A 26,151-nucleotide genomic window follows, 5' to 3' on the forward strand; every position below is an offset into this window, starting at 1 on the left:
GCAGAGGGCGGGGCCGGGTCTCGCAGGCGCCTGATGCGACCGGTGAGAGTCGCCGTCACGCTCCAGGGGCTGCCGCGGCTACCGGCGCCGTGGGCGCCGGGGCCGGCCGCCTTGCGTGACGCTCCGCGTCACGCGTCGTGGTCGGTGGTGAGGAAGGTCGCGAGCTCCTCGAGCACGGCCTGCTCGTTGTCGCCCTCGACGCTGACGGTGAGCTCGTCGCCGTGCTCGATGCCGAGCGAGATGATCCCGAGGATCGAGGCGGCGTTGACCGGGGTCGCGTCGCCCTTGGCGACGAGGACCTTCTGACCCGACTTCGCCGCGGCCTGGCTGAAGAGCGAGGCGGGGCGGGCGTGGAGGCCCTTCGACGATGCAACCTGCACGGTGCGCTCGACCATGAACGTTTCTCCTTGATCCTGCAGTCGCGACTGCATCAGTGGTGCCCGGAGTCGGGCTCGCCCGGACGGACCGGGCGGGTGGAGGAGTCCCCGTCCGCGCCTGCGACGACCGCGCGAGCGGCGAAGAGGACGGGCAGGGTCTCGAGCACGGCATCGGCACCGTGCGCTCCGAAGACATCGGGCGGGAGGAGGGCGGCCGCGGCTCCCACGAGCTCCGCACGGTGGCGGAGTCCGTCGAACTGCGACTCGAGGTGCGGCCCCACGAGGAGGACGTCGGCCTCGGGGAGGGAGTGGTCGAGACCGGTGAGGGTCTCGGAGCGGAACACGGCATCCATGCCGCGCTCCTTCGCGCCCGCTCGCAGCCGGTGGGCCAGGAACGTGCTCGACGCGCCTGCACCGCAGACGATCAGGATCTTCCGCACCTCGTTCGCCTCCTCGCGTCCGGGTCGTGATTCATCCAAGCATCCCCTCGGAGGGGCGGCATCCTCCAGCAGACAATCTTCCGCGGGGGCGGAAGACGGCCCCTTCCACCCGCGGCGCGGGGGCTCCCGGGCGCGTCGCCGGGGTGATTGACTGACGGGACGTACGACTCGCCGCCCGCGTCCTGCGGGCCCGCGGCAGGGTCGTGGCGCTCCCGGCGCCCGCCCCGACCGCACGCCTGGAGCCTGATGCCTGACAACCGCGAACGCCTGCTGGAGTACCTCTCCCGCGCCGACGGCTGGGTGACGGCGCACGAGCTCGCCGACAGGCTCGGAGTCACCACCCGCAGCGTCCGGAGCTACGTCACCGCGGTGAAGGCGCAGGCCGCCCCGCTGGAGCCGGTCGAGTCCTCCGCGAACGGCTACCGGCTCGCGCGCGAGGCGTACGCGGCCTACCTGGAGGCGCAGCGCAGCCGCGACATCGAGCCCGACACCCCGCGTGACCGGCTGTACAGCATCGTCCGCCGCCTGGTCGACTCCGACGAGGGCCTGGACGTCTTCGCCCTCGCCGACGCGCTGTCGGTGAGCGAGTCGACCGTCGACGCCGATCTGCGCCGGGTGAAGGCCCTCGCCGACGAGGCCGGCCTCGGGCTGGTCCGGCGCGGCCCGTCGGTGCGCCTCGAGGGCAGCGAGGAGGCCCGCCGCCGCCTGATCTCGCGGATGTTCCGCGACGAGAGCGCGCAGGGCGTCTTCACGCTCGACGACGTCCAGCGCGAGTTCGCCTCCCCCGGCCTCGGCGCCTTCAAGACCGAGCTGCTGGCCGAGCTCGAGACCCGCGGCTACTACATCAACGACTACGGCGTGAACAGCGTCCTCCTCCACATCGCGATCGCCGTCGACCGCGTCGCCCGGGGCATCGGGGACCCCTCCGGCTCCCGCCCCTCCCCCGCGATCCACGGCGAGCTCGCGGCCCTGCTGGCGGAGCTGGTGGAGCGGCACTTCGCGACGCGCCTGACCGACGCCGAGCTCGCCCAGCTCGCGATCCTGATGACGACGCGGGTGGCGACGCCCGGGCAGAACGAGCCGGTCGCCGCCGTGGTCGAGAACTACCTCGACCCGGAGGACCTCGCCGTCGTCCGCGAGCTCGTCGCCGACGTCAACCGCGAGTACCTGGTCGACCTCGACGACGAGGGCTTCATCGTCCGCCTCGCCCTGCACGTGCGGAACCTGATCGCCCGGGCCGCCGAAGGCGGTTACTCTCGCAACCCGCTCACCCGCTCGATCAAGACCAGCTACCCGATGACCTACGAGATCGCGGTGTTCCTGGCGAGCGGGCTGCAGCGCCGGCGGGGCATCGTGGTCAACGAGGACGAGATCGCCTACATCGCCCTCCACGTCGGCTCGTTCCTCGAGCGGGTGTCCCGGCGGGAGGAGCGTCTGTCCTGCGTGATCGTCTGCCCCAACTACTACGACCTCGCGCACATGCTGCGCCTGCGCGTCGAGCGCTCGCTCGGCACGGAGGTGGAGGTGCGCTCGCTGATCACGCGGAGCGACGTCGACTGGGACCGTCTCACCGCCGACCTCGTGATCACCACGATCGACGAGCGTCCCGCGTCCGACGACGTCGTGGTGGTGCAGCCGTTCCTCACCGACCACGACGTCGAGACGGTGCGCCGCGCCATCGCCCGCGTCCGCCGGCACCGCCGCCGCGCGCAGATCAAGGACGAGCTGCTGCAGTTCTTCGACGAGGAGCTGTTCTTCCGCAACGTGCACGCGCGCGACGAGGCGGCGATGATCCGGATGCTGGGCGAGCGGATGATCGCCGGCGGCATCATCGACGAGGACTACGTCGACGGCGCCATCGAGCGCGAGCGGATGAGCTCCACGGCGTTCACCGACAACCTCGCGGTCCCGCACGCGATGGCGATGAGCGCCCGCCGCACCTCCATCGCGATCGTCGTGAACGACACCGCGATGGAGTGGGGCGAGCAGCGGGTGAACGTGATCGCGATGATCGCGTTCGCCTCGGCCGGCCGCAGCACCTTCCAGTCGGTGTTCGACCAGTTCGTCGAGGTGTTCGCCGACCGGGCGGAGGTGCAGCGCCTCATCCGGCGCTCCACGGACTTCGGCGGCTTCATCGAGGAGCTGGTGCGGGTGATCGACAGCTGACTGTCCGCTCAGACAGGGATCGAGAGGGTGCTGTCGTCCTCTCGCGCCATCCCGCGCCCTGCGGGCGCCCGCCAGACCCGAGCCAGTCGCGAGAGGACGACAGCACCCTCCCTCCGCATCGGACCGGCCCCACCCCTGCGCGTCGTCGAGTCAGGCGAAGGGCGTCGGCACGATCCCGTAGGGGGCGAGGCCGGCCGCGCCGCCGTCGGCGAGCGTGGTGACCCAGATGCCGTCGTGGTGCACGGCGACGGAGTGCTCCCAGTGGGCGGCCATGCTGCTGTCCTCGGTCGCGACCGTCCACTCGTCCTCGCGGACGAAGGTCTCGGCGCTGCCCGCGGTGACCATCGGCTCGATCGCGACGACGAGTCCCGGCTTCACCTCGGGGCCGCGCTGACGCACCCGGTAGTTGAAGACCGGCGGAGCCTCGTGCATGGTGCGCCCGATGCCGTGGCCGATGTAGTCGGTGAGGATGCCGTAGACGCGGCCCGAGCGCTCGGCCTCGTCCTCGATGTACTCCTCGATCGCCGCGCCGACCTCGTTGAGATGGCGGGCGGAGGCGAGGGCGGCGATCCCCCGCCACAGGGATCCCTCGGTCACCCGCGAGAGCTCGGCTCGTGCCGCGACCTCCTCCGGGCGGGAGGGATCGGGCAGGACCACCGTCATCGCGGAGTCGCCGTTCCAGCCGTCGATCTCGGCGCCGCTGTCGATGGAGACCAGGTCGCCCGGCTCGAGCACGCGCCCGCCGGGGATGCCGTGGACCACCTCGTCGTTGACCGAGGCGCAGATCGTGTGCCGGTAGCCCGGGACGAGCTGGAAGTTCGAGTGGCCGCCGAGTGCGACGATCGCCGACTCGGCGATCGCGTCGAGCTCGAGCGTGGTGACGCCCGGGCGGATCGCCGCGCGGACCGCATCGAGCGAGGCGGCCGTGGCGAGGCCCGGAGCGAGCATCGACCGCAGCTGCGCGGGCGTCTTGTAGAGCGAGGAGCGGAACGCCACGGCTCAGGCGGCCGGCGTGTCGAGGCGGCCCACGCGGTGGCCCTCGAGGGCGACGACGATCCGCTCGGTCACCTCGTCGACCGGCCCGAGGCCGTCGACCACGACCACGAGCCCGCGGGCCGCGTAGACGTCGATGAGCGGAGCGGTCTGCTCCTCGTAGAGCGCGAGTCGGCGCCGGATGACGTCCTCGGTGTCGTCGCTGCGCCCCTGCTCGAGCGAGCGCTTGAGAAGGCGGCCGACGACCTCGTCGGGATCGGCCGTCAGCTGGACGACCGCATCGAGCCGGTTGTCGTCCGCTGCGAGGATGCGGTCGAGCTCGTCGACCTGCTCCGTGGTGCGCGGGTAGCCGTCGAGCAGGAACCCGGTCGACGCGTCCGCCTCCTGGAGGCGGTCGTGCACGATCGCGTTGGTCAGCTCGTCCGGCACGTAGCGCCCGTTGTCGAGGTAGGCCTTCGCCTGGAGACCGAGGTCGGTCTCGTTGGCGACGTTCGCGCGGAAGATGTCCCCGGTCGAGATGGCGGGCACCCGGAGGATGTCGCTCAGCCGAGCGGCCTGGGTCCCCTTGCCTGCGCCGGGAGGGCCGATCAGCAGGAGACGGAAGCCGATCGGGTGCGACGTCATCGGAGGAGTCCTTCGTAGTGGCGCTGCTGCAGCTGGGAGTCGATCTGCTTCACCGTCTCCAGGCCGACTCCGACGATGATCAGGATGGACGTGCCGCCGAAGGGGAAGTTCTGGTTCGCACCGACCAGCGCGAGGGCCACGAGGGGCACGAGCGCGATGAGGCCGAGGTAGACCGATCCGGGCAGCGTCACCCGGGTGAGCACGTAGTTGAGGTACTCGGCGGTCGGGCGGCCGGCGCGGATGCCGGGGATGAAGCCGCCGTAGCGCTTCATGTTGTCGGCGACCTCGTCCGGGTTGAAGGTGATCGCGACGTAGAAGTAGGTGAAGCCCACGATCAGGAGGAAGTACAGCGCCATGTAGAGCGGGTGATCGCCCTTGGTGAGGTAGTTCGTGATCCAGGTGACCCAGACCGGGGCCTCCTGGCCAGCGGCGGGCTGGTTGAACTGCGCGATGAGCGCGGGCAGGTACAGCAGCGACGAGGCGAAGATGACGGGCACGACGCCGGCCATGTTGACCTTGATCGGGATGTAGGTGTTGTTGCCGCCGTAGGTGCGGCGGCCGACCATCCGCTTGGCGTACTGCACGGGGATCCGCCGCTGAGACTGCTCCACGAAGACCACGGCGACCACGAGCACGAGGCCCACGCCGAGGACGAGGAGGAAGGTCTCGAAGCCGCGCGACTGCGCGATCGACCACAGGGAGGTGGGGAACTGGGCGGCGATCGAGGTGAAGATCAGCAGCGACATGCCGTTGCCGATGCCGCGCTCGGTGATGAGCTCGCCCATCCACATGATGATCCCGGTGCCCGCGGTCATGGTGATGACCATGAGGAGGATGGAGTACCACTCGTCGGTGATGATGAGCGCCGAGCACTCCGGGACGCCGGAGTTGCCGAAGAGGGCGCCCGAGCGGGCGACGGTGATCAGCGTCGTCGACTGGAGGACGCCGAGCGCGATGGTGAGGTACCGCGTGTACTGGGTGAGCTTGCCCTGACCGGACTGCCCCTCCTTGTACAGGGTCTCGAAGTGAGGGATGACCACGCGCAGCAGCTGCACGATGATCGACGCCGTGATGTACGGCATGATCCCGAGCGCGAAGATCGACAGCTGGAGCAGTGCTCCACCGCTGAAGAGGTTCACGAGCTCGTAGAGACCCGAGGTGCCCTGGTTGCCGGCGAGACAGGCCTGCACGGCGCTGAAGTCGACGAACGGAGCAGGGATGAAGGATCCCAGCCGGAAGATCGCCACGATCGCGAGGGTGAAGCCGATCTTGCGGCGGAGGTCGGGGGTGCGGAAGATCCGCGCAACGGCGCCAAACACTACCTAAGGTCTCCTGCTCAATTCTGTGGTGCGGGATACAGGTCGAGCTTGCCACGCGCTCCCGGAGGGAGTCGGCGTGGCAAGCTCGACCGACAAGCTGCTGGTGCTACTTGATGGATCCGCCCGCAGCGACGATCTTCTGCTCGGCAGAGCTGGAGACCTTGTCGACCGCGACGTTCAGCTTAACCGCAATGTCGCCGTCCCCGAGGACTTTGACCTTCTCGTTCTTGCGGACAGCACCCTTGGCGACCAGGTCGCCGATGGTGACGTCGCCGCCTTGGGGGTAGAGCTCCGCGAGAGCGGACAGGTTCACGACCTGGTACTCGACCCGGAACGGGTTCTTGAAGCCGCGCAGCTTCGGGGTGCGCATGTGCAGCGGCATCTGCCCACCCTCGAAGCCGACTCGCACCTGGTAGCGGGCCTTGGTGCCCTTGGTGCCGCGACCGGCGGTCTTTCCCTTGGAGCCCTCACCGCGACCCACGCGGGTCTTGGCCTTCTTGGCTCCGGCAGCGGGGCGGAGGTGGTGGACCTTGAGCACGTGCTCCTTGGTCGCCGGCGCCGCCGCGCCCTTCGTGGTGGTCGCCTGCGCGGGAGTCGTGGACTCCGCGGCGGCGGCCTTCTTCGTCTCAGCCATTAGTCAATCTCCTCGACCTTCACCAGGTGGGCGACGGTCTTCACGTATCCGCGGTTCTGGGCGTTGTCCTCGCGGACGACGCTCTGACCGATCTTCCTGAGGCCGAGCGAGCGCAGCGTGTCGCGCTGGTACTGCTTCTCGCTGACCTTCGACTTGATCTGGGTCACCTTGAGCTGGGCCATCAGGCACCTGCCTTCGCGTTGGACGCGGCGGCGAGGGCGTCGGCCTCGGCACGGACGAGACGTGCCGGCGCGACCTGGTCGAAGTCGAGACCACGACGAGCGGCGACGGCGCGCGGCTCCTCGAGCTGCTTCAGAGCCTCGACGGTCGCGTGGACGATGTTGATGGTGTTCGACGAGCCGAGCGACTTGCTCAGGACGTCGTGGATGCCGGCGCACTCGAGGACGGCGCGGACGGGACCGCCGGCGATGACACCGGTACCCGCGGCGGCGGGGCGCAGGAGCACCACACCGGCGGCGGCCTCACCCTGGACGGGGTGCGGGATGGTCGAGGCGACGCGGGGGACGCGGAAGAAGTTCTTCTTCGCCTCCTCGACGCCCTTGGAGATGGCGGTCGGGACCTCGCGGGCCTTGCCGTAGCCGACGCCCACCAGTCCGTTGCCGTCTCCGACGACCACGAGCGCGGTGAAGCTGAAGCGACGGCCGCCCTTGACGACCTTCGACACGCGGTTGATGGTCACGACGCGCTCGAGGAACTGGCTCTTCTCGGCGTCACGGCCACCGCGGTCGCGGCCACCCTGGTTGCGGTCGCGGCCGCCGCGGCGGGGCTCACGAGCCTCCTGCTGCGGCTGCGTGGACGCAGCGGTCTCGACGGGGGCCTCCGACACAGCGGCGACCTCGGGTTCCTTGTTCTCTGCGGCGCTCACAGGTTGAGCCCTGCCTCTCGTGCTCCATCGGCGATCGCGGCGACGCGACCGGCGTACTTGTTGCCTCCGCGGTCGAAGACGACCGCCTCGACACCGGCGTTCTTGGCGCGCTCGGCGACGAGCTCGCCGACCTTGCGGGCCTTGGCGGTCTTGTCGCCGTCGAACACGCGCAGGTCGGCCTCGAGGGTCGACGCCGACGCGAGGGTGCGGCCCTGAGCGTCGTCGACGACCTGCACGAAGACGTGGCGGGCCGAGCGGTTGACGACGAGGCGGGGGCGCTCGGCGGATCCGACGACCTTCTTGCGCAGACGGTCGTGACGACGACCGCGCGCAGCGGACTTGCTCTTTCCTCTGGTTCCGAGTCCCATGATCACTTACCGCTCTTTCCGGCCTTGCGGCGAACGACCTCGCCGGCGTAGCGCACGCCCTTGCCCTTGTAGGGCTCGGGCTTGCGGATCTTACGAATGTTGGCGGCCACCTCACCGACGGCCTGCTTCGAGATGCCGTGCACGGTGAGCTTGTTGTTGCCCTCGACCGTGAACGAGATGCCCGCGGGCGGGGTGACGACGACCGGGTGCGAGAAGCCGAGCGCGAACTCGATGTCCGAGCCCTTCGCCAGCACGCGGTAACCGGTTCCGACGACCTCGAGGCCCTTGGAGTAGCCCTGCGTGACACCGATGATGTCGTTCGCGATGAGCGTGCGGGTGAGGCCGTGGAGCGAGCGCGACTCGCGCTCGTCATCGGGACGCGAGACCAGCACCTGGCCGTTCTCGACGGACACCTGGATGGGGCTGGCGACCGAGACGGTCAGCTCGCCCTTGGGGCCCTTGACGGTCACAGCGGATCCGGCGACGGAGACGTCGACGCCCGCCGGGATCTCGATGGGGAGTCTTCCAATACGCGACATGAGGGGTTACCACACGTAGGCGAGGACTTCCCCACCCACGCCCTTCTTCTCGGCCTGGCGGTCGGTCAGGAGACCGCTCGAGGTGGACAGGATGGCGACGCCGAGGCCGCCGAGCACGGTCGGGATCTCGGCCGACTTCGCGTACACGCGGAGTCCGGGCTTCGAGACCCGCTTGATGCCGGCGATCGAGCGCTCGCGGTTCGGGCCGTACTTGAGGGAGATGGAGAGCGTCGTGCCGACGCGCGCCTCCTCGACCTTCCAGTCGGCGATGTAGCCCTCGGTCTTGAGGATCTCGGCGATGTTCGCCTTGAGCTTCGAGCCCGGGAGGGTGATGGAGTCGTGGTGCGCGGAGTTCGCGTTACGGATTCTGGTCAGCAGATCTGCGACCGGATCAGTCATGGTCATGGCTGATGGTGCCTTTCTCGCCTGGTTTCGGCACCCTTTACAAGAGTGACGACCTGTGGTGTGGGACGGCGCCGACGACGTCGACGCCCATGCGGCCGCGCGAACGCAGGCCAACGAGCCATGCTACATGGCCGAGGTCCTGCGGTCGAGGGCCGATCGTGCACGGGATCCGGGGATCCCGCGTGGCGCCCGCCGCCGGCTCCGGACGGACCGGTCCGGCGGCGGACGCACGACGAGGCCGGAGGGCGGTTCTCACCGTCCCCCGGCCTCGAGGCTTGCTGCTTACGCGTTGTCCGACGACTTGAACGGGAAGCCGAGCTGCTTGAGCAGCGCGCGACCCTCGTCGTCGGTCTTGGCGGTGGTCACGACGGTCACGTCGAAGCCGCGGACGCGGTCGATGCGGTCCTGGTCGATCTCGTGGAAGATCGACTGCTCCGTGATGCCGAAGGTGTAGTTGCCGTTGCCGTCGAACTGGCGGTCCGACAGCCCGCGGAAGTCGCGGATGCGGGGCAGCGCCACCGAGAGCAGGCGGTCCAGGAACTCCCAGGCGCGGTCGCCCCGGAGGGTGACGTGAGCGCCGATGGCCTGGCCCTCGCGCAGCTTGAACTGCGCGATGGACTTGCGGGCCTTGGTGACCTGCGGCTTCTGACCGGTGATGGCGGTGAGGTCCTTGACCGCGCCGTCGATGATCTTGCCGTCGCGGGCGGCCTCACCGACACCGGTGTTGACGACGACCTTGACCAGGCCGGGGACCTGGTGGACGTTGCCGAAGCCGAACTGCTCCTTGAGAGCGGGGATGATGTCGGCCTGGTACTTGGCCTTGAGCCGCGGCTGAACCTTCGCAGCCACTGCGGTGGTGTCAGTCATTACAGTTCCTCACCCGACGCCTTCGCGTAGCGCACGCGAACGGTCTTGGTCACGCCGTCCTTGGTGACGGCCACGTTGCGGTGGCCGACCCGGGTCGGCTTCTTGGTCTTCGGGTCGACGAGCGCGACGTTGGAGATGTGGATCGAGGCCTCGACGGTCTCGATGCCGCCCTCCTTCGAGCCGCGCTGCGTCTGGCCGACGCGGACGTGCTTCTTGACGAAGTTCACGCCCTCGACGACGACGCGGTTGCGCTCGACCAGCACCTCGAGGACCTTGCCCTGCTTGCCGCGGTCTCCACCGCGGGCCTGGGTAGCGCCCGAGATGACCTGGACGAGGTCACCCTTCTTGATCTTGGCCATGACTAGATAACCTCCGGTGCCAGCGAGACGATCTTCATGAACTTCTTGTCGCGGAGCTCGCGACCGACCGGTCCGAAGATGCGGGTGCCACGGGGGTCCCCGTCGTTCTTGAGGATGACGGCGGCGTTCTCGTCGAACTTGATGTACGAACCGTCGGCGCGACGGGTCTGCTTGATGGTGCGGACGATGACGGCCTTGACCACGTCGCCCTTCTTCACGTTGCCACCGGGGATCGCGTCCTTGACGGTGGCGACGATGATGTCACCGAGGCCCGCGTAGCGGCGGCCGGAGCCTCCGAGGACGCGGATGGTGAGGAGCATCTTGGCGCCGGTGTTGTCGGCGACCTTGACTCGGGATTCTTGCTGAAGCATGTGTCTCTCCTGCTAACTCAAGTAGGCCGCGGCCTACTTGGCCTTCTCGAGGATCTCGACCAGGCGCCAGCGCTTGGTGGCGCTGAGGGGACGGGTCTCGCTGATGACGACGGAGTCGCCGATGCCGGCGGAGTTCAGCTCGTCGTGGACCTTGACCTTGGACGTACGGCGGATGACCTTGCCGTACAGCGGGTGCTTCACCCGGTCCTCGACCTCGACGACGATGGTCTTGTCCATCTTGTCGCTGGTGACGTAGCCGCGACGGGTCTTGCGGTATCCGCGAGCGCCCGCCTCCTTCACGTCGTGGGCGGCCGACTCGTGGCCGGCGCTGTCATTGACGGTTGCCATTACTTGGCCTCCTCGTTCGACTCGGTCGCCTCGACCTCGGCCTTGGCGGCCTTCTTGGTCTTGGGCTTCTTCTCCGCCTTGGCCGGGGCCTCGACGGGTGCGGGGGTGGCGCGGATGCCCAGCTCGCGCTCACGGATGACCGTGTAGATGCGGGCGATGTCGCGCTTGACGGCACGCAGGCGGCCGTTGGTGTCCAGCTGACCGGTGGCCGACTGGAAGCGGAGGTTGAACAGCTCCTCCTTGGCCTTCTTCAGCTCGGTGACGAGACGCTCGTCCTCGTAGGTGTCGAGCTCGGCGGGGGCGAGCTCCTTGGATCCGATCGCCATTACGCGTCTCCCTCCTCGCGCTTGATGATGCGTGCCTTGAGGGGCAGCTTGTGGATGGCACGGGTCATGGCCTCACGAGCGAGCTGCTCGTCGACGCCGGCGACCTCGAAGAGGACGCGACCCGGCTTGACGTTCGCGACCCACCACTCCGGCGAGCCCTTACCGGAACCCATGCGGGTCTCGGCAGGCTTCTTGGTGAGCGGACGGTCGGGGTAGATGTTGATCCACACCTTTCCGCCGCGCTTGATGTGACGCGTCATCGCGATACGAGCGGACTCGATCTGACGGTTGGTCACGTAGGCGGGGGTGAGGGCCTGGATGCCGAACTCACCGAACGACACCTTGGTGCCACCGGTGGCCTGGCCGGACCGGCCCGGGTGGTGCTGCTTGCGGTGCTTGACTCGACGCGGAATCAACATGGTTATGCCTCAACTCCTGCTGCGACGGGCGCCTCGCTCTGCTGGCGGGGTGCACGGCGCGGACGGTCGCTGCGCTCGGGGCGCGACGACTTGCTGTTCGCCTGCTCGCGGGCGAGCTCCTTGTTGGTGATGTCGCCCTTGTAGATCCAGACCTTCACGCCGATGCGGCCGAAGGTGGTCTTCGCCTCGTAGAAGCCGTAGTCGATGTTCGCGCGGAGGGTGTGCAGCGGCACGCGTCCCTCGCGGTAGAACTCCGAGCGGCTCATCTCGGCGCCGCCGAGGCGGCCGGAGACCTGGATGCGGACGCCCTTGGCGCCGGCGCGCTGAGCACCCTGCAGGCCCTTGCGCATCGCGCGGCGGAAGGCCACGCGGGCGGAGAGCTGCTCGGCGATGCCCTGGGCGACCAGCTGCGCCTCGGCCTCGGGGTTCTTGACCTCGAGGATGTTCAGCTGGATCTGCTTGCCCGTCAGCTTCTCGAGGTCGGCGCGGATGCGCTCGGCCTCGGCGCCGCGGCGGCCGATCACGATGCCCGGGCGGGCGGTGTGGATGTCGACGCGGACGCGGTCACGGGTGCGCTCGATCTCGATGCGGGCGACGCCCGCACGGTCGAGCTGCGTGGCGAGGAGTCGGCGGATCTTGACGTCCTCGGCGAGGTAGTCGCTGTACCGCTGGCCCTTCTTGGTGCTGTCGGAGAACCAGCGCGACACGTGGTCGGTGGTGATTCCCAGACGGAAACCGTAGGGGTTTACTTTCTGACCCATTACTTGGTCCCCTCCTCAGGAGTGGCCAGCACGACGGTGATGTGGCTGGTGCGCTTGTTGATGCGGAAGGCACGACCCTGAGCACGGGGCTGGAATCGCTTGAGGGTGGTTCCCTCATCGACGAAGGCGCGGGACACGATCAGGTCCTGGTCGTCGAGGTACTCGTTCGAGGCATCGGCCTTGACGCGAGCGTTGGCCATCGCCGAGGCGACGAGCTTGTAGACGGGCTCGGACGCACCCTGCGGCGCGAACTTCAGGATGGCCAGTGCCTCCTGAGCCTGCTTCCCGCGGATCAGGTTCACGACACGGCGAGCCTTCTGGGGGGTGACGCGGATGTGTCGCACGCGTGCGATCGACTCCACCATTTCTCTCCTCCTTCTCGTCGCCGCGTCAGCGGCGACGGCCCTTCTTGTCGTCCTTCTCGTGACCGCGGAAGGTCCGAGTGGGGGCGAACTCGCCGAGCTTGTGGCCGACCATGGTCTCGGTCACGAACACGGGGATGTGCTTGCGACCGTCGTGGACCGCGATGGTGTGACCCAGCATCGCCGGGATGATCATCGAACGGCGCGACCAGGTCTTGATGACGTTCTTGTTGCCGGCTTCGTTGGCCGTGAACACCTTGCGGAGCAGGTGGTCGTCAACGAAGGGGCCCTTCTTGAGACTGCGAGGCATCTTCTACAACTCCTACTTGCGCTTCTTACCGGCGGTGCGGCGGCGAACGATGAGCTTGTCGCTCTCCTTGTTGGGGCGACGGGTGCGTCCCTCGGACTGACCCCACGGGCTGACCGGGTGGCGTCCACCGGAGGTCTTGCCCTCTCCACCACCGTGCGGGTGGTCGACCGGGTTCATCGCGACACCGCGGACGGTCGGGCGGACGCCCTTCCAGCGCATGCGGCCGGCCTTGCCCCAGTTGATGTTCGACTGCTCGGCGTTGCCGACCTCGCCGATCGTGGCGCGGCAGCGCGCGTCGACGTTGCGGATCTCGCCCGACGGCAGGCGGAGCTGCGCGTAGGGGCCGTCCTTGGCGACGAGGCGGACCGAGGTGCCGGCCGAGCGGGCGAGCTTGGCGCCGCCTCCCGGCTTGATCTCGATGGCGTGGATGACCGTACCGGTCGGGATGTTGCGCAGCGGCAGGTTGTTGCCGGGCTTGATGTCGGCGCCGGCGCCCGACTCCACGACGTCGCCCTGCGAGAGCTTGTTCGGGGCCAGGATGTAGCGCTTGGTGCCGTCCACGAAGTGGAGCAGCGCGATGCGCGCCGTGCGGTTGGGGTCGTACTCGATGTGAGCGACCTTGGCGTTGACGCCGTCCTTGTCGTTGCGACGGAAGTCGATCAGACGGTACTGGCGCTTGTGGCCACCACCGATGTGACGCGTCGTGATGCGGCCGGAGTTGTTGCGGCCACCGGTCTTGGACAGCGGGCGCAGGAGCGACTTCTCGGGCGTCGAGCGGGTGATCTCGGCGAAGTCGGCAACGCTGGAGCCGCGGCGACCGGGGGTCGTGGGCTTGTACTTACGAATAGCCATTGTCTGTTTCCTCTACGCTTCTTCGGCTCAGCCGACGCTCGTGAAGATGTCGATGGACCCGGACTTCAGCGTGACGATCGCGCGCTTGGTGTCCTTGCGCTTGCCGGTGCCGAACTTCGTGCGGCGGGTCTTGCCCTGGCGGTTCAGCGTGTTGATCGACGCGACCTCGACGCCGAAGATCTTCTCGATGGCGAGCTTGATCTCGGTCTTGTTCGAACGCGGGTCGACCACGAAGGTGTACTTGCCCTCGTCGATCAGGCCGTAGGACTTCTCCGAGACCACCGGGGAGATGATGACGTCGCGGGGGTCCTTGTTGAACGCGGCGGACTGGCTCATGCGTTCACCTCTTCCTTGTTGGACTCGACGCCCGACTTGGCCGCGATGAACGCGTCGAGCGCGCCCTTCGAGAACACGATGTCGTCGGAGACGAGCACGTCGTACGCGTTGAGCTGGTCGGCCGGCAGGATGTGCACGAACGGCACGTTGCGGAGCGAGAGCTCGGCGATGTAGTCGTCGCGCTCGAGCACCACGAGGACGTTGCGCGACACCGAGAGGGCGTCGAGCAGGACGAGGACGTCCTTGGTCCGGGGGGTGTCGCCGAGGGCGAGGGACTCGACCACGTGGATGCGGGCACCGCGGGCGCGGTCCGAGAGAGCGCCGAGCAGAGCAGCGGCGATCATCTTCTTGGGGGTGCGCTGCGCGTAGCTGCGGGGGGTCGGTCCGTGGACCACGCCACCACCGGTCATGTGCGGGGCGCGGATCGAGCCCTGACGAGCGCGACCGGTTCCCTTCTGCTTGAACGGCTTGCGACCGGCTCCGGAGACCTCACCGCGGTTCTTCGTCTTGTGGGTTCCCTGGCGCGCCGCGGCGAGCTGGGCTACGACGACCTGGTGGATGAGGGGGATGTTGGTCTGGACGTCGAAGAGCGCGGCGGGGAGCTCGACCGAGCCCGCCTTCTGGCCCTTGACGTCGATGATGTCGACAGAGGTAGCCATGGAACTACGCTCCCTTCACGGCGTTGCGAACGAACACGAGGCGACCGCGGGCACCGGGGACGGCGCCCTTGACGAGCAGCAGGCCCTTCTCGGCGTCCACGGAGTGCACCTTGAGGTTGAGCACGGTGACGCGCTCGCCACCCATGCGACCGGCCATGCGCATGCCCTTGAAGACACGGCTGGGGGTCGAGGAGGCGCCGATGGAGCCGGGCTTGCGGTGGTTGCGGTGCGAACCGTGCGAAGCCGAGACGCCCTTGAAGTTGTGACGCTTCATGACACCGGCGAAGCCCTTGCCCTTGCTGGTGCCGACGACGTCGACCTTGGTGCCGGCCTCGAAGACGGCGTCCACGGTCAGCTCCTGGCCGGCCGAGTAGTCGGCGGCGTCGGAGGTGCGGACCTCGGTGAGGTGGCGGCGGGGGGTGACGCCCGCGGCGTCGAAGTGACCGGCGGCGGGCTTGTTCACCTTGCGCGGGTCGATCGCACCGGCGGCGAGCTGGACGGCGGTGTAGCCGTCCTTCTCCTCCGTGCGGACCTGGGTCACGACGTTGGGGCTGATCTCGATGACGGTGACCGGCACGAGCTTGTTGTTCTCGTCCCAGACCTGGGTCATTCCGAGCTTGGTGCCGAGGAGGCCCTTGCTGGTCTTCAGCGTGGGGGAAACAGTGACAGACATGGTGGCACTCCTCCTTAGAGCTTGATCTCGATGTTGACGTCGGCCGGCAGGTCGAGGCGCATGAGCGAGTCGACGGCCTTGGGCGTCGGGTCGATGATGTCGATGAGGCGCTTGTGGGTGCGCATCTCGAAGTGCTCGCGGCTGTCCTTGTACTTGTGAGGAGAACGGATCACGCAGACCACGTTCTTCTCGGTCGGCAGCGGCACGGGGCCGACCACCGTTGCACCGGCACGGGTGACCGTGTCGACGATCTTGCGCGCCGACGTGTCGATGACCTCGTGGTCGTACGACTTCAGTCGGATGCGGATCTTCTGTCCCGCCATGTGTGATCTCTCACTCTCTTGTTATTGCGTCGTACGCGACTCCCCCGGCCGGAGCCGGACTCGTCTCGCATTGGACGCGCTCGCGAAGGAACTCCGGTGACCCGGAAAAGTGCAACCAGTGTTCTTCTGTCAAAAGCACCGCACCCTCGGGGCGCTCCGATCGGCGTGCAGAACGCACGACGCACGGAGGACCCGTTGAGTTGTCGGTTGTTGTCGTTCTGCTACCCGCCGCCTCGACGTCGCACCCGCGCGGCCGCCCTCTCGGGTCGAGCCTCCGCGATGCCGTCTCGGCACTGCCTGGCAGTGTCCCCCTCCGAGCAGCACGCCGCCCGAGAGGAAATTTTGAACTAGAAGAGTCTCCCACAGATGCCCCACCCCTGCAACCCGGGCGTGTCGCGCCGGAGGGCTCCTTCGCGAGCACGTCGTGACGGCCCCTGGGAGCCGGTCGCTCCGAGCAGCAGCGCGGGCCGGAGGGCCTCCCCCGCTACTCGAAGAGCAGCGCCCGGACGGCGGTCTCGGCCGACGCGGGGCGCGACGCGTCGATGGTCTCGCCAGCGCGGAAGTGGTCCAGCAGCCGCGGGTCGACGTAGCTGGCGCGGGCGACCGTCGGCGTGTTACCGAGCACGTCGGAGGCGTCGCGCATCGCCTGGGCGATCGCGGAGTTCCGAGCGCGCTGCGTGGCCTGCGGGCCCGACTTCGCCAGGCTCAGCGCGGCCGCGACCGTGCCGTGCAGAGTGCGGAAGTCCTTCGCCGTGAAGTCGTCGCCGGCGCGCTCGCGCACGTAGTCGTTGATCTCGGGTGCCGAGACCGGCCGCCACTCCCGCCCGTCCTTCCAGGCGAGCAGGCGAGCGTTCGGCCCGCGACGCTTGAGAGCACGGACGACGCGCGAGAGGTCGTGGTCGAGGATCTCGCTCGTCCACGCCTGGTGGCTCTTCCCGGGGAAGGCGAGGGCGACCCGGTCCCCGTGGGTCGTGGCGTGCGCGCACAGGAGCGTCGAGAGGCCGATGCTGCCGTGCTCCTTCGCGTACCTCTCGCTGCCGACGCGGAGCGACCCGGTGTCGAGCATCCGGAAGGCGGTGGCCAGCGCGCGCTCGCGGCTGGGTCCGTCCGAGCGGAGGGCGATGGTCACGGCCCGGCGCGCCCCGGGCAGGGCCTCCGCGAGCCGCAGCGCCCGGTCGAACTTGATCCGGTCCTTCTGCTCGCGCCAGGTCGGATGGTAGATGTACTGGCGGCGGCCGGCCGAGTCGACGCCGGTGGCCTGGATGTGCCCGTTGGGGTACGGGGCGATCCAGACGTCCGTCCAGGCCGGCGGGATGCCGAGATGATCGAACCGCGCGCGCAGCTCCTTGTCGGCGACGGTCGCGCCCTTCGGGTCGCGGTAGCTGAAGCCGGAGCCCGCGCGCACCCGGGTGTAGCCGCGCCCGCTCGAATCGGTCCTGCGGAGTCGTTGCGCGCGAGTGTCAGCCATCGCTCCGACGATAGGACGGTGGATCCGAGGCCCGCACCCGCTTGACGGCGGGGAGGAGCAGTCGGACGGCAGCCGCTACTCGTTGCCGATCCGCTTGTCGGCCTGGCGCTTCAGGTCCTCGATGCGGTCGTCGTACTTGCCGTTGGTGAGGCGGCTGGCGATCTCGCCCGCCTTCTCGAGGGTCTGGTCGGAGACCTGCTCGGCCTTCTCGCTCCGCAGCGCGTCCTGGGCCTTCCGGCTGTTGAGCAGTTCGCCGGCCTGGCGTCCGAGCTTCCCGAGATCCACGATGATGCCTCCTTGTCGACGCGCACAGGGCGGCGCGTGCCTCAGTGTGGCGGTCCCGGCTGGGGGAACGGTGCGGGCGCGCCGGTCAGCCGGCCAGTGCGATCACCTGCTCCGCCGCGTCGGCCAGGGCGCGGCCGTAGGACGGACCGTGACCGGCGGCGTGGACGGCGAGCGGGTGCAGCTGGTGGAGCGGCACCCGCTCCTCGTAGCCGGCCCCCAGCGGATGCTGCTCGCGGTAGCCCTCGAGGACGGCGTCGAGGTGCGGAGCGCCGAAGAGGGCCAGCATCGCGAGATCGGTCTCGCGGTGGCCCCCGTGAGCGGCGGGGTCGATCAGGACGGCGCCGTCCGCCGACCAGAGCACGTTGCCGGTCCAGAGGTCCCCGTGGATCCTGGCGGGTTCCGCACCGTCGTCGAAGGCTCCGGCCGCCACCCGGTCCAGAGCCTGCTCGACGAGCCGCGACTCGGCTGCCGTGAGGTTGCCCGCCTCCACGGCGGGGCCGAGGAACGGCCGCACCCGCTGCTCCGCGTAGAAGCGCCCCCACGAGTCGTCCGGGCGGCACGGCATCTCGCGGCGGCCGATGTAGGCGGGGCCGGTCCATCCCGGGGGCGGCGCTCCGAACGCCGCGGCTCCGGCGTCGTGCGTCCGGGCGAGCGCGGCGCCGAAGGCCCGAGCCGACTCGGCGGAGGGTCGCGCGGAGCGGATCTCCTCCAGCTCGATGCGCCCAGGCGACACCCTCTCCACCCCGACACAGCGTGCACCGCCGTCCGCCTCGCGCAGCCAGTCCAGGCCGGCCGCCTCCCACTCGAAGAACTGCGGGAGGGCACGGGGGTCGCTCTTCACGAAGGGCATGCCGCCACGCTAGCCGGGCGTCCCCGGGAACGACGAGAGGGGCCGCCCGCCGAAGCGGACGACCCCTCTCGAGAGATCGGTAGGACGGACCTACTTGATGATCTTGGTGACCGTACCGGCACCCACGGTGCGTCCACCCTCACGGATGGCGAAGCCGAGGCCCTCCTCCATGGCGATCGGCTGGATCAGCGCGACCGTCATGTCGGTGGTGTCGCCGGGCATGACCATCTCGGTGCCCTCGGGCAGCGTGATGACGCCGGTGACGTCGGTGGTGCGGAAGTAGAACTGCGGACGGTAGTTCGCGTAGAACGGGTTGTGACGCCCACCCTCATCCTTGGACAGGATGTACGCGGTGCCCTCGAAGTCCGTGTGCGGCGTGACCGAACCCGGCTTGACGACGACCTGGCCGCGCTCGACGTCCTCGCGCTTGGTGCCGCGGAGGAGCAGACCGCAGTTCTCGCCGGCCCAGGCCTCGTCGAGCTGCTTGTGGAACATCTCGATTCCGGTGACCGTGGTCTTCTGCGTCGGGCGGATGCCGACGATCTCGACCTCGGAGTTCAGAGCGAGGGTTCCACGCTCCGCACGGCCGGTGACGACGGTTCCACGACCGGTGATCGTGAAGACGTCCTCGATCGGCATGAGGAACGGCTTGTCCTTGTCGCGCACCGGGTCCGGGATGGACTCGTCGACCGCGTCCATCAGGTCGAGGATCGACTGGGTCCAGGTGTCGTCGCCCTCGAGGGCCTTGAGGCCGGAGACGCGCACGACGGGGGCGTCGTCGCCGGGGAAGCCCTGCGACGAGAGGAGCTCGCGGACCTCGAGCTCGACGAGCTCCAGGATCTCCTCGTCGTCCACCATGTCGGCCTTGTTCAGCGCGACGAGGAGGTAGGGGACGCCGACCTGCTTGGCGAGGAGGACGTGCTCACGGGTCTGAGCCATCGGGCCGTCGGTGGCGGCGACCACGAGGATCGCGCCGTCCATCTGGGCCGCGCCGGTGATCATGTTCTTGATGTAGTCGGCGTGACCCGGGGCGTCGACGTGCGCGTAGTGGCGCTTCGGCGTCTCGTACTCGACGTGCGAGATGTTGATCGTGATGCCGCGCTGGCGCTCCTCGGGAGCGGAGTCGATCGACGCGAAGTCACGCTGGACGTTGGTCGCGGACGGGAACTTGTCCGCCAGAACCTTCGAGATCGCCGCGGTGAGCGTGGTCTTTCCGTGGTCGACGTGACCGATGGTTCCGATGTTGACGTGCGGCTTGGTCCGCTCGAACTTGGCCTTAGCCACTGTGGGTCCTCCTCAGGACTTAGGTGCAAGCATCCGCATCCGGGCGGCCGCACGAGGCGGCACGAGGACAGGAGGACTTGCGGGGGTTTTGTGTACGTATGTTACCGGCAGTGGTCGTGCGGCCGTCCCGCTGCGACAGGGGGCGCGCTGCACTCGGCAGCAAACCCGCACGACACTACCAGGCCGTCGCCGTTCCGGGGAACGACGACGGCCCAGGGGGCGGAGCTACTCGCCCTTGTTCTTCTGAACGATCTCCTCGGCCACGGCCTTGGGGACCTCGGCGTAGGTCTCGAACGTCATCGAGTAGACGGCGCGGCCCGAGGTCTTCGAGCGCAGGTCTCCGATGTAGCCGAACATCTCGGACAGCGGGACGTTGGCCCGGATGACCTTGATGCCGGTGGCGTCCTCCATCGACTGGATCATCCCGCGACGCGAGTTGATGTCGCCGATGACGTCGCCCATGTACTCCTCGGGAGTACGGACCTCGACGGCCATGAGCGGCTCGAGGAGGACCGGCTGCGCCTTGCGCGAGGCCTCCTTGAACGCGATCGAGCCGGCGATCTTGAACGCCATCTCGGAGGAGTCGACGTCGTGCGCCGCTCCGTCGACCAGGGTCGCCTTCACGCCGACCATGGGGTAGCCGGCGAGCACGCCGACCTGCATGGCGTCGCGGATGCCCGCGTCGACGGAGGGGATGTACTCGCGCGGGACGCGGCCACCGGTGACGCCGTTGACGAACTCGTAGGTCTTGTCGGCCTCGACCTCCATCGGCTCGATGGTGATCTGGACCTTCGCGAACTGGCCGGAGCCACCCGTCTGCTTCTTGTGGGTGTAGTCGTACTTCTCGACCGTGCGGCGGATCGTCTCGCGGTACGCGACCTGGGGCTTGCCCACGTTGGCCTCGACGTTGAACTCGCGCTTCATGCGGTCGACCAGGATGTCGAGGTGCAGCTCGCCCATTCCCTTGATGACCGTCTGACCGGTCTCCTGGTTCTGCTCGGTGCGGAAGGTGGGGTCCTCCTCCGCGAGCTTCTGGATCGCGGTGCCGAGCTTCTCCTGGTCCGCCTTCGTCTTGGGCTCGATGGCGACCTCGATGACGGGCTCCGGGAAGGTCATCGACTCGAGCACGACCTGCGCGGCCGGGTCGCTCAGGGTGTCACCGGTGGTGGTGTCCTTGAGGCCGATGACGGCGTAGATGTGGCCGGCGGTGACCGAGTCGACCGGGTTCTCCTTGTTGGAGTGCATCTGGAAGATCTTGCCGATGCGCTCCTTCTTGCCCTTGGTCGAGTTGATGACCTGGGCGCCGGAGTCGAGCTTGCCCGAGTAGACGCGGACGTAGGTCAGGCGGCCGAAGAACGGGTGCACGGCGACCTTGAACGCGAGCGCCGAGAAGGGCTCGGTCGAGTCCGCGTGGCGCATGATGACCTTCTCCTCGTCGCGGACGTCGTGCGCCTCGATGGCGGGGACGTCGAGCGGGGAGGGGAGGTAGTCCACGACAGCGTCGAGCATCGGCTGGACGCCGCGGTTCTTGAACGCCGAGCCGCAGAGCACCGGGTAGATCTCGGAGTTGACGGTCATCTTGCGGATGGCGCCCTTGATCTCCGCGACGGTGAGCTCCTCGCCGCCGAAGTACTTCTCGAGCAGCTCGTCGGAGGTCTCCGCGACGGTCTCGAGGAGCTTCTCGCGGTACTCCGCCGCCTTGTCGGCGAGGTCGGCCGGGATCTCCTCGATCTCGTACTTCGCGCCGAGCGCGACGTCGCCCTTCGAGTCGCCGCGCCACGTGAGCGCGCGCATCTCGACCAGGTCGACGACGCCCTCGAAGGAGGACTCCGCGCCGATGGGCAGCTGGATGACCAGCGGCTTCGCGCCGAGGCGCTTGATGATCGTGTCGACCGTGTAGTAGAAGTCGGCGCCGAGCTTGTCCATCTTGTTGACGAAGCAGATGCGCGGGACGTCGTACTTGTCGGCCTGACGCCAGACGGTCTCGGACTGGGGCTCGACGCCCTCCTTGCCGTCGAAGACGGCGACGGCGCCGTCGAGGACGCGGAGCGAGCGCTCGACCTCGACCGTGAAGTCGACGTGACCGGGGGTGTCGATGATGTTGATCTGGTTCTTGTTCCAGAAGCAGGTCGTCGCGGCGGACGTGATCGTGATGCCGCGCTCCTGCTCCTGCGCCATCCAGTCCATCGTCGCGGCGCCGTCGTGGACCTCGCCGATCTTGTGCGTGATACCCGTGTAGAACAGGATGCGCTCGGTGGTGGTGGTCTTGCCGGCATCGATGTGGGCCATGATGCCGATGTTGCGGACCTTGTTCAGGTCGGTGAGCACATCTTGTGCCACGGAGTTCCTCCGATAGGTGATGGAGCCAGCGCACCGGGTTCATGGCCGAATGGCTGGGATTCTGGTGGTGGCGGTCGCCCGGTCGCGGGGATCGGGCGATCCGCCGCCGGGACCGGGCCCGCAGCGGTGACGCCGCGGGCCCGGTGGTCGCGGTCGCCCGGGGGCGGCCGCGGGGTGCGCTACCAGCGGTAGTGCGCGAAGGCCTTGTTCGACTCGGCCATCTTGTGGGTGTCCTCGCGACGCTTGACAGCGGCGCCCAGACCGTTCGACGCGTCGAGGATCTCGTTCATGAGACGCTCGGTCATCGTCTTCTCGCGACGGGCCTTCGCGTAGCTGGTGAGCCAGCGGAGCGCGAGGGTGTTGGCGCGGTGGGGCTTGACCTCGACCGGGACCTGGTAGGTCGAGCCGCCGACGCGGCGGCTGCGGACCTCGAGGGTCGGGCGGACGTTGTCGAGCGCCTTCTTGAGGGTGACGACCGCGTCCTGGCCGTTCTTGCCGGCGACGCCCTCGAGGGCACCGTAGACGATGCGCTCGGCGAGGCCCTTCTTGCCGTCCAGGAGGATCTTGTTGACGAGCTGGCTGACGATGGGGGCGCCGTAGACGGGGTCTGCGACGACGGGGCGCTTGGGAGCGGGGCCCTTACGAGGCATTACTTCTTCTCCATCTTCGCGCCGTACCGGCTGCGAGCCTGCTTGCGGTTCTTGACGGCCTGGGTGTCCAGGGCGCCGCGAACGATCTTGTAGCGGACACCGGGGAGGTCCTTGACGCGACCGCCGCGCACGAGCACCATCGAGTGCTCCTGCAGGTTGTGGCCCTCGCCGGGGATGTAGGCGGTGACCTCGGTGCCGTTGGAGAGCTTCACGCGGGCCACCTTGCGGAGGGCCGAGTTCGGCTTCTTGGGCGTGGTCGTGTAGACGCGCGTGCACACGCCGCGCTGCTGGGGGTTGGCCTTCAGGGCGGGCGCCTTGGTCTTGGTGACCTTCGGCGTGCGTCCCTTGCGGACCAACTGCTGAATCGTTGGCACTGGTTTTGCTCCTTGAATGCTGCACGGTGACAGCGGATCGATGGTCGACATTCGGCCCTCCCGTCTCCGGGAACGGCCGAGTTCATCTGGACCCGACGCACCCCGCGGCCCCGCGAGCGGGACCGGGAGGGTGAGGGGTATGCCGTGGGGGCCGCCCGATCGGACGAACCCGCGGATCCTCGCGGACCCGGTAGAGCGAAGTGCGGCGACCGCATCGACCCGGAGGCACGACACAAGCGCACGGCAAAGCGCACACCCGAAGAATATTACGGGGAGTGACGGGGCCGGTCAACCGAGCGGCGTTCGCCCTGGGAGATGCCGCAGCGCCGCGACGAGCCGCGCCGGGACTCCGCCGTCACTCCCGCTCGTCGCCCTCCCAGCCCCAGTGGGGGCTGCGGCCGCCGGCGTCGCGACGGGCCAGGAGCAGGAGGAACACGAGCTGGACGGCGGCCGCGAGCACGCCGGTCGCGATCGCGAAGACAGTGGGGGCGTGGTCGAGGATCCAGCTGAGGATCTCCCCCGGCTCCTGGCGGCCGAGCCCGTAGAGCGCTCCGCCCGTGACGAGGAAGAGCAGGTAGACGACGACCCCGGTCAGCAGCGACGGGCCGAGGACGCGGTGGACGGCGGGACGGGCGGCGAGGGTCACCATCGCGACCAGCACGGCGACGACGCAGACAGCCACCGACACCGGCCCCAGCAGCGGGCCGGCGTCGCGCTCGGGCACGACGTCCTGGTCCAGCAGGAGGCTGAGGACCCCGAACGCGCAGACGACCAGGGCGAGGTAGAGGAACGCGGCGAAGCCGGCCAGCGCGAGGCCGTAGCCCAGGCCGGCTCCGCGGCCCTGCCCCTGCCCCTCCGGAGTCACGACTGCGCGGCCGCTTCGCGCTCGGCGTTGCGGCGCTTGACGCCCCGGGCGCGGCCGGCGATCGCGGCGCCGCCCCAGACGCTCGCCTCCCGGCCGAGGACGCCGGCGGCGAGGACCGCCGCGAGGACGGCGGGATCGCTGACGTAGTCGAGCGCGAGGGAGCGGTCGATCGGCAGGGCGAGCGGTCCGACGGCGCTCCAGCCGCCGACCAGCGCGGCCGCGGCCGTGAGGAGGGCGACGAGGAAGCCGCCGAGGACGTAGGCCCACCAGCCCGCGCGGTTCACGACCAGCACGATCAGCGCCAGGCCGACCAGGAACGCGGCCACCGGGGCGAGGAAGAGCGCGGTCGGCGCAGCGTCGAGCGCGAGGGCGACCGGGTCGCCGCCGACGCGGTCCACGAGGAGGCGGATCGCCGTCAGGGCGACGAGGTACAGGACGGCGAAGACCGCGGTCGTCAGGAGGGCGAGCGCGAGGCCCGCGAGGCGGTTGCCGGAGCGCCGGACCGGCTCGGGCTCGGCCTCGACCGGCCCGAGGGCGCTGGGGGCGGACGCCGCGGCGGCCGGGGCGGCGGGCTCGACGGTCGGCTGCCGACCCGTCACGGGCTCGGGCCAGACGTACTCCCGGGTCGGCTGGGGTCCGGTTCCGCCGGACGTCTCGGTCGCGGAGGGGATCCGCGTGGTCTCGGCGTCGCTGCTCCAGGTCACCCGGACAGCATAGGCACGCCTTCCGCCGCGCCCGGTGCGCCGCGCGGCTCCCCGTCGACGGGGGACAGCGCCGACCGTCTACTCGAGCGGGTGGAGGAGGCGGTGCAGGAACTGCCGGGTGCGCGGCTCGCGCGGCTCCCGGAGGATCTGCGCAGGGGCGCCCCGCTCGACGACCACGCCGTCGGCCATGAAGACGACCTCCGAGGCCACCCGCCGGGCGAACTCGAGCTCGTGCGTCACGACGAGCATGGTCCAGCCCTCCCCCGCCAGCTCCCGCATCAGCGAGAGCACGTCGCCGACCAGCTCCGGGTCCAGCGCCGAGGTGGGCTCGTCGAAGAGGAGCAGATCGGGCCGCAGCGCGAGCGCCCGGACGATGCCCACGCGCTGCTGCTGACCGCCGGAGAGCTCGAAGGGGTAGGCGCTCCCCCGGCCGCCGAGGCCGACGCGCTCGAGCAGGCGCTCCGCCTCCGGGACCACCTCGGACGCGGGACGGCGCTGCACTCGCAGCGGCCCCTCCGTCACGTTCTGGAGGACGGTCAGGTGCGGGAAGAGGTTGAAGTGCTGGAAGACCATCGCGGAGTGGTCGCGCAGCCCGGTCAGCGCCTTCCGTCCGACGCCGCGGTCGAAGTCGAGGACGCTGCCGTCGGCGAGCTCGACCACCCCGCCGTCCGGCACCTCGAGGCTGTTCAGCGAGCGCAGGACGGTGGTCTTGCCCGAGCCCGAGGGCCCGATCAGGGCGACGACCTCGCCGCGGCGGATCTCCAGGTCGATGCCGCGCAGCACCTCCACCCCGCCGAACGACTTGCGGAGGCCGCGGGCCGTGAGCACGGGCCGCGCGTCGGTCGGAGTGTCAGCGGGCGACATAGCGGTCCAATCGCTTCTCGAGCAGGCCCTGCCCGCTGGAGAGCACCAGGCAGATGAGCCAGTAGATCAGAGCGGCCTCGAGGTAGAGGAGCATGAACTCGCTCGACGCGGTGGCGATCTTCTGCGCCTGCCGGAAGAGCTCGGTCACCAGGATGAGGGAGGCCAGCGAGGTGTCCTTCACCAGCGAGATGAAGGTGTTCGACAGCGGCGGGACGGAGACGCGCGCGGCCTGCGGGAGGATGATGCGCCGCAGCGAGAGCGAGCGGCTCATGCCGATCGTGTGCGCCGCCTCCCACTGCCCCTTCGGGACGCTGAGGATCGCCGCGCGGATCACCTCCGCCGCGTAGCCGCCCACGTTGAGGGCGAACGCGATGGTGGCGCTGGGCCAGGGGTCGATCTTCAGTCCGAGGCTCGGCAGCCCGTAGAAGATCACGAACAGCTGCACCAGGAGCGGCGTGCCCCGGATGACGGAGATGTAGGCGCGCGCGATCCAGGAGAGGATCCGCACCCGCGAGAGCCGCATCAGGGCGACCGCCAGCGCGAGCACGAGCCCGATGGCGAAGCTCGCCAGCGCGAGCGGGATCGTCCCGACGATGCCCCCGGAGAGGATCGGCCAGAACGACCGGAGGACGAGGTCCATTGTGTTCTCCCGCCTTCGCGGGAGGATCCGCGGTCGGCTCGATCGGGTGGTGGCGTCGGGGGCGGATCGTCTCCGCCTCCTGGGGAATGCTGGCACGCTTCGCGCCGGGG

The 26,151-nt window shown here is 69.2% G+C and carries 37 protein-coding genes; 1 reads left to right on the forward strand and 36 read right to left on the reverse strand.

Annotation, left to right across the window (positions count from 1 at the left end):
- Positions 1-128 precede the first annotated feature (128 nt).
- A complete protein-coding gene (locus C5C10_RS09575; RefSeq protein WP_104224553.1) occupies positions 129-395 on the reverse strand; it encodes an HPr family phosphocarrier protein in 267 nt (88 codons plus the stop codon).
- A 35-nt stretch (positions 396-430) separates the two neighbouring features.
- On the reverse strand, positions 431-856 hold the full coding sequence (locus C5C10_RS09580) for a PTS sugar transporter subunit IIB (protein WP_181065531.1): 426 nt from the start codon (positions 854-856) through the stop codon (positions 431-433).
- A 207-nt stretch (positions 857-1,063) separates the two neighbouring features.
- On the opposite strand from C5C10_RS09580, the gene C5C10_RS09585 reads away from it, so the two are divergent.
- Complete coding sequence (locus tag C5C10_RS09585) at positions 1,064-2,983, forward strand: BglG family transcription antiterminator (RefSeq protein ID WP_104274340.1); 1,920 nt, start codon at positions 1,064-1,066, stop codon at positions 2,981-2,983.
- A 150-nt stretch (positions 2,984-3,133) separates the two neighbouring features.
- Here the strand turns inward: C5C10_RS09585 and map are convergent, their stop codons facing one another.
- From map to C5C10_RS09755, 34 genes are all read right to left on the reverse strand, one after another.
- The gene (gene map / locus C5C10_RS09590) at positions 3,134-3,979 is read right to left on the reverse strand and encodes a type I methionyl aminopeptidase (protein ID WP_104255704.1); all 846 of its coding nucleotides are present in this window, start codon (positions 3,977-3,979) and stop codon (positions 3,134-3,136) included.
- 3 nt (positions 3,980-3,982) lie between these two features.
- Positions 3,983-4,600: an adenylate kinase gene (locus C5C10_RS09595; RefSeq protein WP_181065530.1), complete on the reverse strand. Its 618-nt coding sequence runs from the start codon at positions 4,598-4,600 to the stop codon at positions 3,983-3,985.
- Positions 4,597-5,919 (reverse strand): preprotein translocase subunit SecY, encoded by a 1,323-nt coding sequence (gene secY, locus C5C10_RS09600; RefSeq protein ID WP_104224557.1) that lies wholly within the window; start codon positions 5,917-5,919, stop codon positions 4,597-4,599. Before secY ends, C5C10_RS09595 begins: the two co-directional genes overlap by 4 nt.
- Positions 5,920-6,025: 106 nt before the next feature.
- Positions 6,026-6,553 carry a 50S ribosomal protein L15 gene (gene rplO / locus C5C10_RS09605; protein ID WP_104226755.1) on the reverse strand — a complete coding sequence of 176 codons (528 nt, stop codon included), beginning with the start codon at positions 6,551-6,553 and terminating at the stop codon, positions 6,026-6,028.
- Positions 6,553-6,735 carry a 50S ribosomal protein L30 gene (gene rpmD / locus C5C10_RS09610; RefSeq protein ID WP_181024623.1) on the reverse strand — a complete coding sequence of 61 codons (183 nt, stop codon included), beginning with the start codon at positions 6,733-6,735 and terminating at the stop codon, positions 6,553-6,555. The genes rplO and rpmD overlap by 1 nt, the downstream gene beginning before the upstream one ends.
- The gene (gene rpsE / locus C5C10_RS09615) at positions 6,735-7,439 is read right to left on the reverse strand and encodes a 30S ribosomal protein S5 (protein ID WP_104224559.1); all 705 of its coding nucleotides are present in this window, start codon (positions 7,437-7,439) and stop codon (positions 6,735-6,737) included. Before rpsE ends, rpmD begins: the two co-directional genes overlap by 1 nt.
- The gene (rplR, locus tag C5C10_RS09620) at positions 7,436-7,807 is read right to left on the reverse strand and encodes a 50S ribosomal protein L18 (RefSeq protein ID WP_056037296.1); all 372 of its coding nucleotides are present in this window, start codon (positions 7,805-7,807) and stop codon (positions 7,436-7,438) included. The genes rpsE and rplR overlap by 4 nt, the downstream gene beginning before the upstream one ends.
- A 2-nt stretch (positions 7,808-7,809) precedes the next feature.
- Positions 7,810-8,346: a 50S ribosomal protein L6 gene (gene rplF, locus C5C10_RS09625; protein ID WP_104224560.1), complete on the reverse strand. Its 537-nt coding sequence runs from the start codon at positions 8,344-8,346 to the stop codon at positions 7,810-7,812.
- Between the two features lie 6 nt (positions 8,347-8,352).
- Entirely contained in the window at positions 8,353-8,751 is a 399-nt protein-coding gene (rpsH, locus tag C5C10_RS09630; RefSeq protein WP_068209423.1) for a 30S ribosomal protein S8, read from the reverse strand.
- Positions 8,752-9,033: 282 nt separating this feature from the next.
- The gene (rplE, locus tag C5C10_RS09635; RefSeq protein WP_068209425.1) at positions 9,034-9,618 is read right to left on the reverse strand and encodes a 50S ribosomal protein L5; all 585 of its coding nucleotides are present in this window, start codon (positions 9,616-9,618) and stop codon (positions 9,034-9,036) included.
- The gene (gene rplX, locus C5C10_RS09640) at positions 9,618-9,977 is read right to left on the reverse strand and encodes a 50S ribosomal protein L24 (protein WP_104224561.1); all 360 of its coding nucleotides are present in this window, start codon (positions 9,975-9,977) and stop codon (positions 9,618-9,620) included. Before rplX ends, rplE begins: the two co-directional genes overlap by 1 nt.
- 2 nt (positions 9,978-9,979) lie before the next feature.
- A complete protein-coding gene (gene rplN / locus C5C10_RS09645; RefSeq protein WP_104224562.1) occupies positions 9,980-10,348 on the reverse strand; it encodes a 50S ribosomal protein L14 in 369 nt (122 codons plus the stop codon).
- A gap of 33 nt (positions 10,349-10,381) precedes the next feature.
- On the reverse strand, positions 10,382-10,696 hold the full coding sequence (rpsQ, locus tag C5C10_RS09650; protein ID WP_104224563.1) for a 30S ribosomal protein S17: 315 nt from the start codon (positions 10,694-10,696) through the stop codon (positions 10,382-10,384).
- Positions 10,696-11,022, reverse strand: coding sequence for a 50S ribosomal protein L29 (gene rpmC / locus C5C10_RS09655; protein WP_104224564.1), 327 nt, complete (start codon positions 11,020-11,022; stop codon positions 10,696-10,698). The genes rpsQ and rpmC overlap by 1 nt, the downstream gene beginning before the upstream one ends.
- Positions 11,022-11,441, reverse strand: coding sequence for a 50S ribosomal protein L16 (gene rplP / locus C5C10_RS09660; RefSeq protein WP_068209436.1), 420 nt, complete (start codon positions 11,439-11,441; stop codon positions 11,022-11,024). The genes rpmC and rplP overlap by 1 nt, the downstream gene beginning before the upstream one ends.
- Positions 11,442-11,443: 2 nt before the next feature.
- Complete coding sequence (gene rpsC, locus C5C10_RS09665) at positions 11,444-12,202, reverse strand: 30S ribosomal protein S3 (protein WP_068209439.1); 759 nt, start codon at positions 12,200-12,202, stop codon at positions 11,444-11,446.
- A complete protein-coding gene (rplV, locus tag C5C10_RS09670) occupies positions 12,202-12,567 on the reverse strand; it encodes a 50S ribosomal protein L22 (RefSeq protein WP_077221988.1) in 366 nt (121 codons plus the stop codon). The genes rpsC and rplV overlap by 1 nt, the downstream gene beginning before the upstream one ends.
- Before the next feature lie 25 nt (positions 12,568-12,592).
- Positions 12,593-12,874, reverse strand: a complete 282-nt coding sequence (gene rpsS, locus C5C10_RS09675) for a 30S ribosomal protein S19 (protein WP_055787078.1) — start codon at positions 12,872-12,874, stop codon at positions 12,593-12,595.
- A 12-nt stretch (positions 12,875-12,886) separates the two neighbouring features.
- Complete coding sequence (gene rplB, locus C5C10_RS09680) at positions 12,887-13,726, reverse strand: 50S ribosomal protein L2 (RefSeq protein WP_068251462.1); 840 nt, start codon at positions 13,724-13,726, stop codon at positions 12,887-12,889.
- 27 nt (positions 13,727-13,753) lie between these two features.
- Positions 13,754-14,062: a 50S ribosomal protein L23 gene (rplW, locus tag C5C10_RS09685; RefSeq protein ID WP_068209445.1), complete on the reverse strand. Its 309-nt coding sequence runs from the start codon at positions 14,060-14,062 to the stop codon at positions 13,754-13,756.
- On the reverse strand, positions 14,059-14,721 hold the full coding sequence (gene rplD, locus C5C10_RS09690; RefSeq protein ID WP_104224565.1) for a 50S ribosomal protein L4: 663 nt from the start codon (positions 14,719-14,721) through the stop codon (positions 14,059-14,061). Before rplD ends, rplW begins: the two co-directional genes overlap by 4 nt.
- 4 nt (positions 14,722-14,725) lie before the next feature.
- Positions 14,726-15,394 (reverse strand): 50S ribosomal protein L3, encoded by a 669-nt coding sequence (gene rplC, locus C5C10_RS09695; RefSeq protein ID WP_104224566.1) that lies wholly within the window; start codon positions 15,392-15,394, stop codon positions 14,726-14,728.
- Between the two features lie 14 nt (positions 15,395-15,408).
- Positions 15,409-15,717, reverse strand: coding sequence for a 30S ribosomal protein S10 (rpsJ, locus tag C5C10_RS09700; RefSeq protein WP_005050520.1), 309 nt, complete (start codon positions 15,715-15,717; stop codon positions 15,409-15,411).
- A gap of 484 nt (positions 15,718-16,201) precedes the next feature.
- The gene (locus C5C10_RS09705; RefSeq protein ID WP_104329124.1) at positions 16,202-17,185 is read right to left on the reverse strand and encodes a DNA topoisomerase IB; all 984 of its coding nucleotides are present in this window, start codon (positions 17,183-17,185) and stop codon (positions 16,202-16,204) included.
- A 75-nt stretch (positions 17,186-17,260) separates the two neighbouring features.
- Positions 17,261-17,470 (reverse strand): antitoxin, encoded by a 210-nt coding sequence (locus C5C10_RS09710; RefSeq protein WP_159939075.1) that lies wholly within the window; start codon positions 17,468-17,470, stop codon positions 17,261-17,263.
- A gap of 85 nt (positions 17,471-17,555) precedes the next feature.
- Complete coding sequence (locus tag C5C10_RS09715; RefSeq protein WP_104329125.1) at positions 17,556-18,320, reverse strand: fructosamine kinase family protein; 765 nt, start codon at positions 18,318-18,320, stop codon at positions 17,556-17,558.
- 90 nt (positions 18,321-18,410) lie between these two features.
- Positions 18,411-19,604, reverse strand: coding sequence for an elongation factor Tu (gene tuf, locus C5C10_RS09720; protein ID WP_104224570.1), 1,194 nt, complete (start codon positions 19,602-19,604; stop codon positions 18,411-18,413).
- Between the two features lie 225 nt (positions 19,605-19,829).
- Positions 19,830-21,944 (reverse strand): elongation factor G, encoded by a 2,115-nt coding sequence (gene fusA, locus C5C10_RS09725; RefSeq protein WP_104224571.1) that lies wholly within the window; start codon positions 21,942-21,944, stop codon positions 19,830-19,832.
- Between the two features lie 179 nt (positions 21,945-22,123).
- Entirely contained in the window at positions 22,124-22,594 is a 471-nt protein-coding gene (rpsG, locus tag C5C10_RS09730) for a 30S ribosomal protein S7 (RefSeq protein WP_068251443.1), read from the reverse strand.
- Positions 22,594-22,968 (reverse strand): 30S ribosomal protein S12, encoded by a 375-nt coding sequence (gene rpsL / locus C5C10_RS09735; RefSeq protein WP_011186743.1) that lies wholly within the window; start codon positions 22,966-22,968, stop codon positions 22,594-22,596. The genes rpsG and rpsL overlap by 1 nt, the downstream gene beginning before the upstream one ends.
- A gap of 355 nt (positions 22,969-23,323) precedes the next feature.
- On the reverse strand, positions 23,324-23,833 hold the full coding sequence (locus C5C10_RS09740) for a DUF6121 family protein (protein WP_104329126.1): 510 nt from the start codon (positions 23,831-23,833) through the stop codon (positions 23,324-23,326).
- Entirely contained in the window at positions 23,830-24,537 is a 708-nt protein-coding gene (locus tag C5C10_RS09745) for a hypothetical protein (RefSeq protein WP_104329127.1), read from the reverse strand. The genes C5C10_RS09740 and C5C10_RS09745 overlap by 4 nt, the downstream gene beginning before the upstream one ends.
- Before the next feature lie 78 nt (positions 24,538-24,615).
- Positions 24,616-25,401, reverse strand: a complete 786-nt coding sequence (locus C5C10_RS09750) for an amino acid ABC transporter ATP-binding protein (RefSeq protein ID WP_104329128.1) — start codon at positions 25,399-25,401, stop codon at positions 24,616-24,618.
- Positions 25,388-26,041, reverse strand: coding sequence for an amino acid ABC transporter permease (locus C5C10_RS09755; RefSeq protein ID WP_104224574.1), 654 nt, complete (start codon positions 26,039-26,041; stop codon positions 25,388-25,390). The genes C5C10_RS09750 and C5C10_RS09755 overlap by 14 nt, the downstream gene beginning before the upstream one ends.
- Positions 26,042-26,151: the final 110 nt, after the last annotated feature.

Origin of the sequence: Rathayibacter sp. AY1A3 (genome assembly GCF_002930975.1) — a bacterium.
Taxonomy (GTDB): domain Bacteria; phylum Actinomycetota; class Actinomycetes; order Actinomycetales; family Microbacteriaceae; genus Rathayibacter.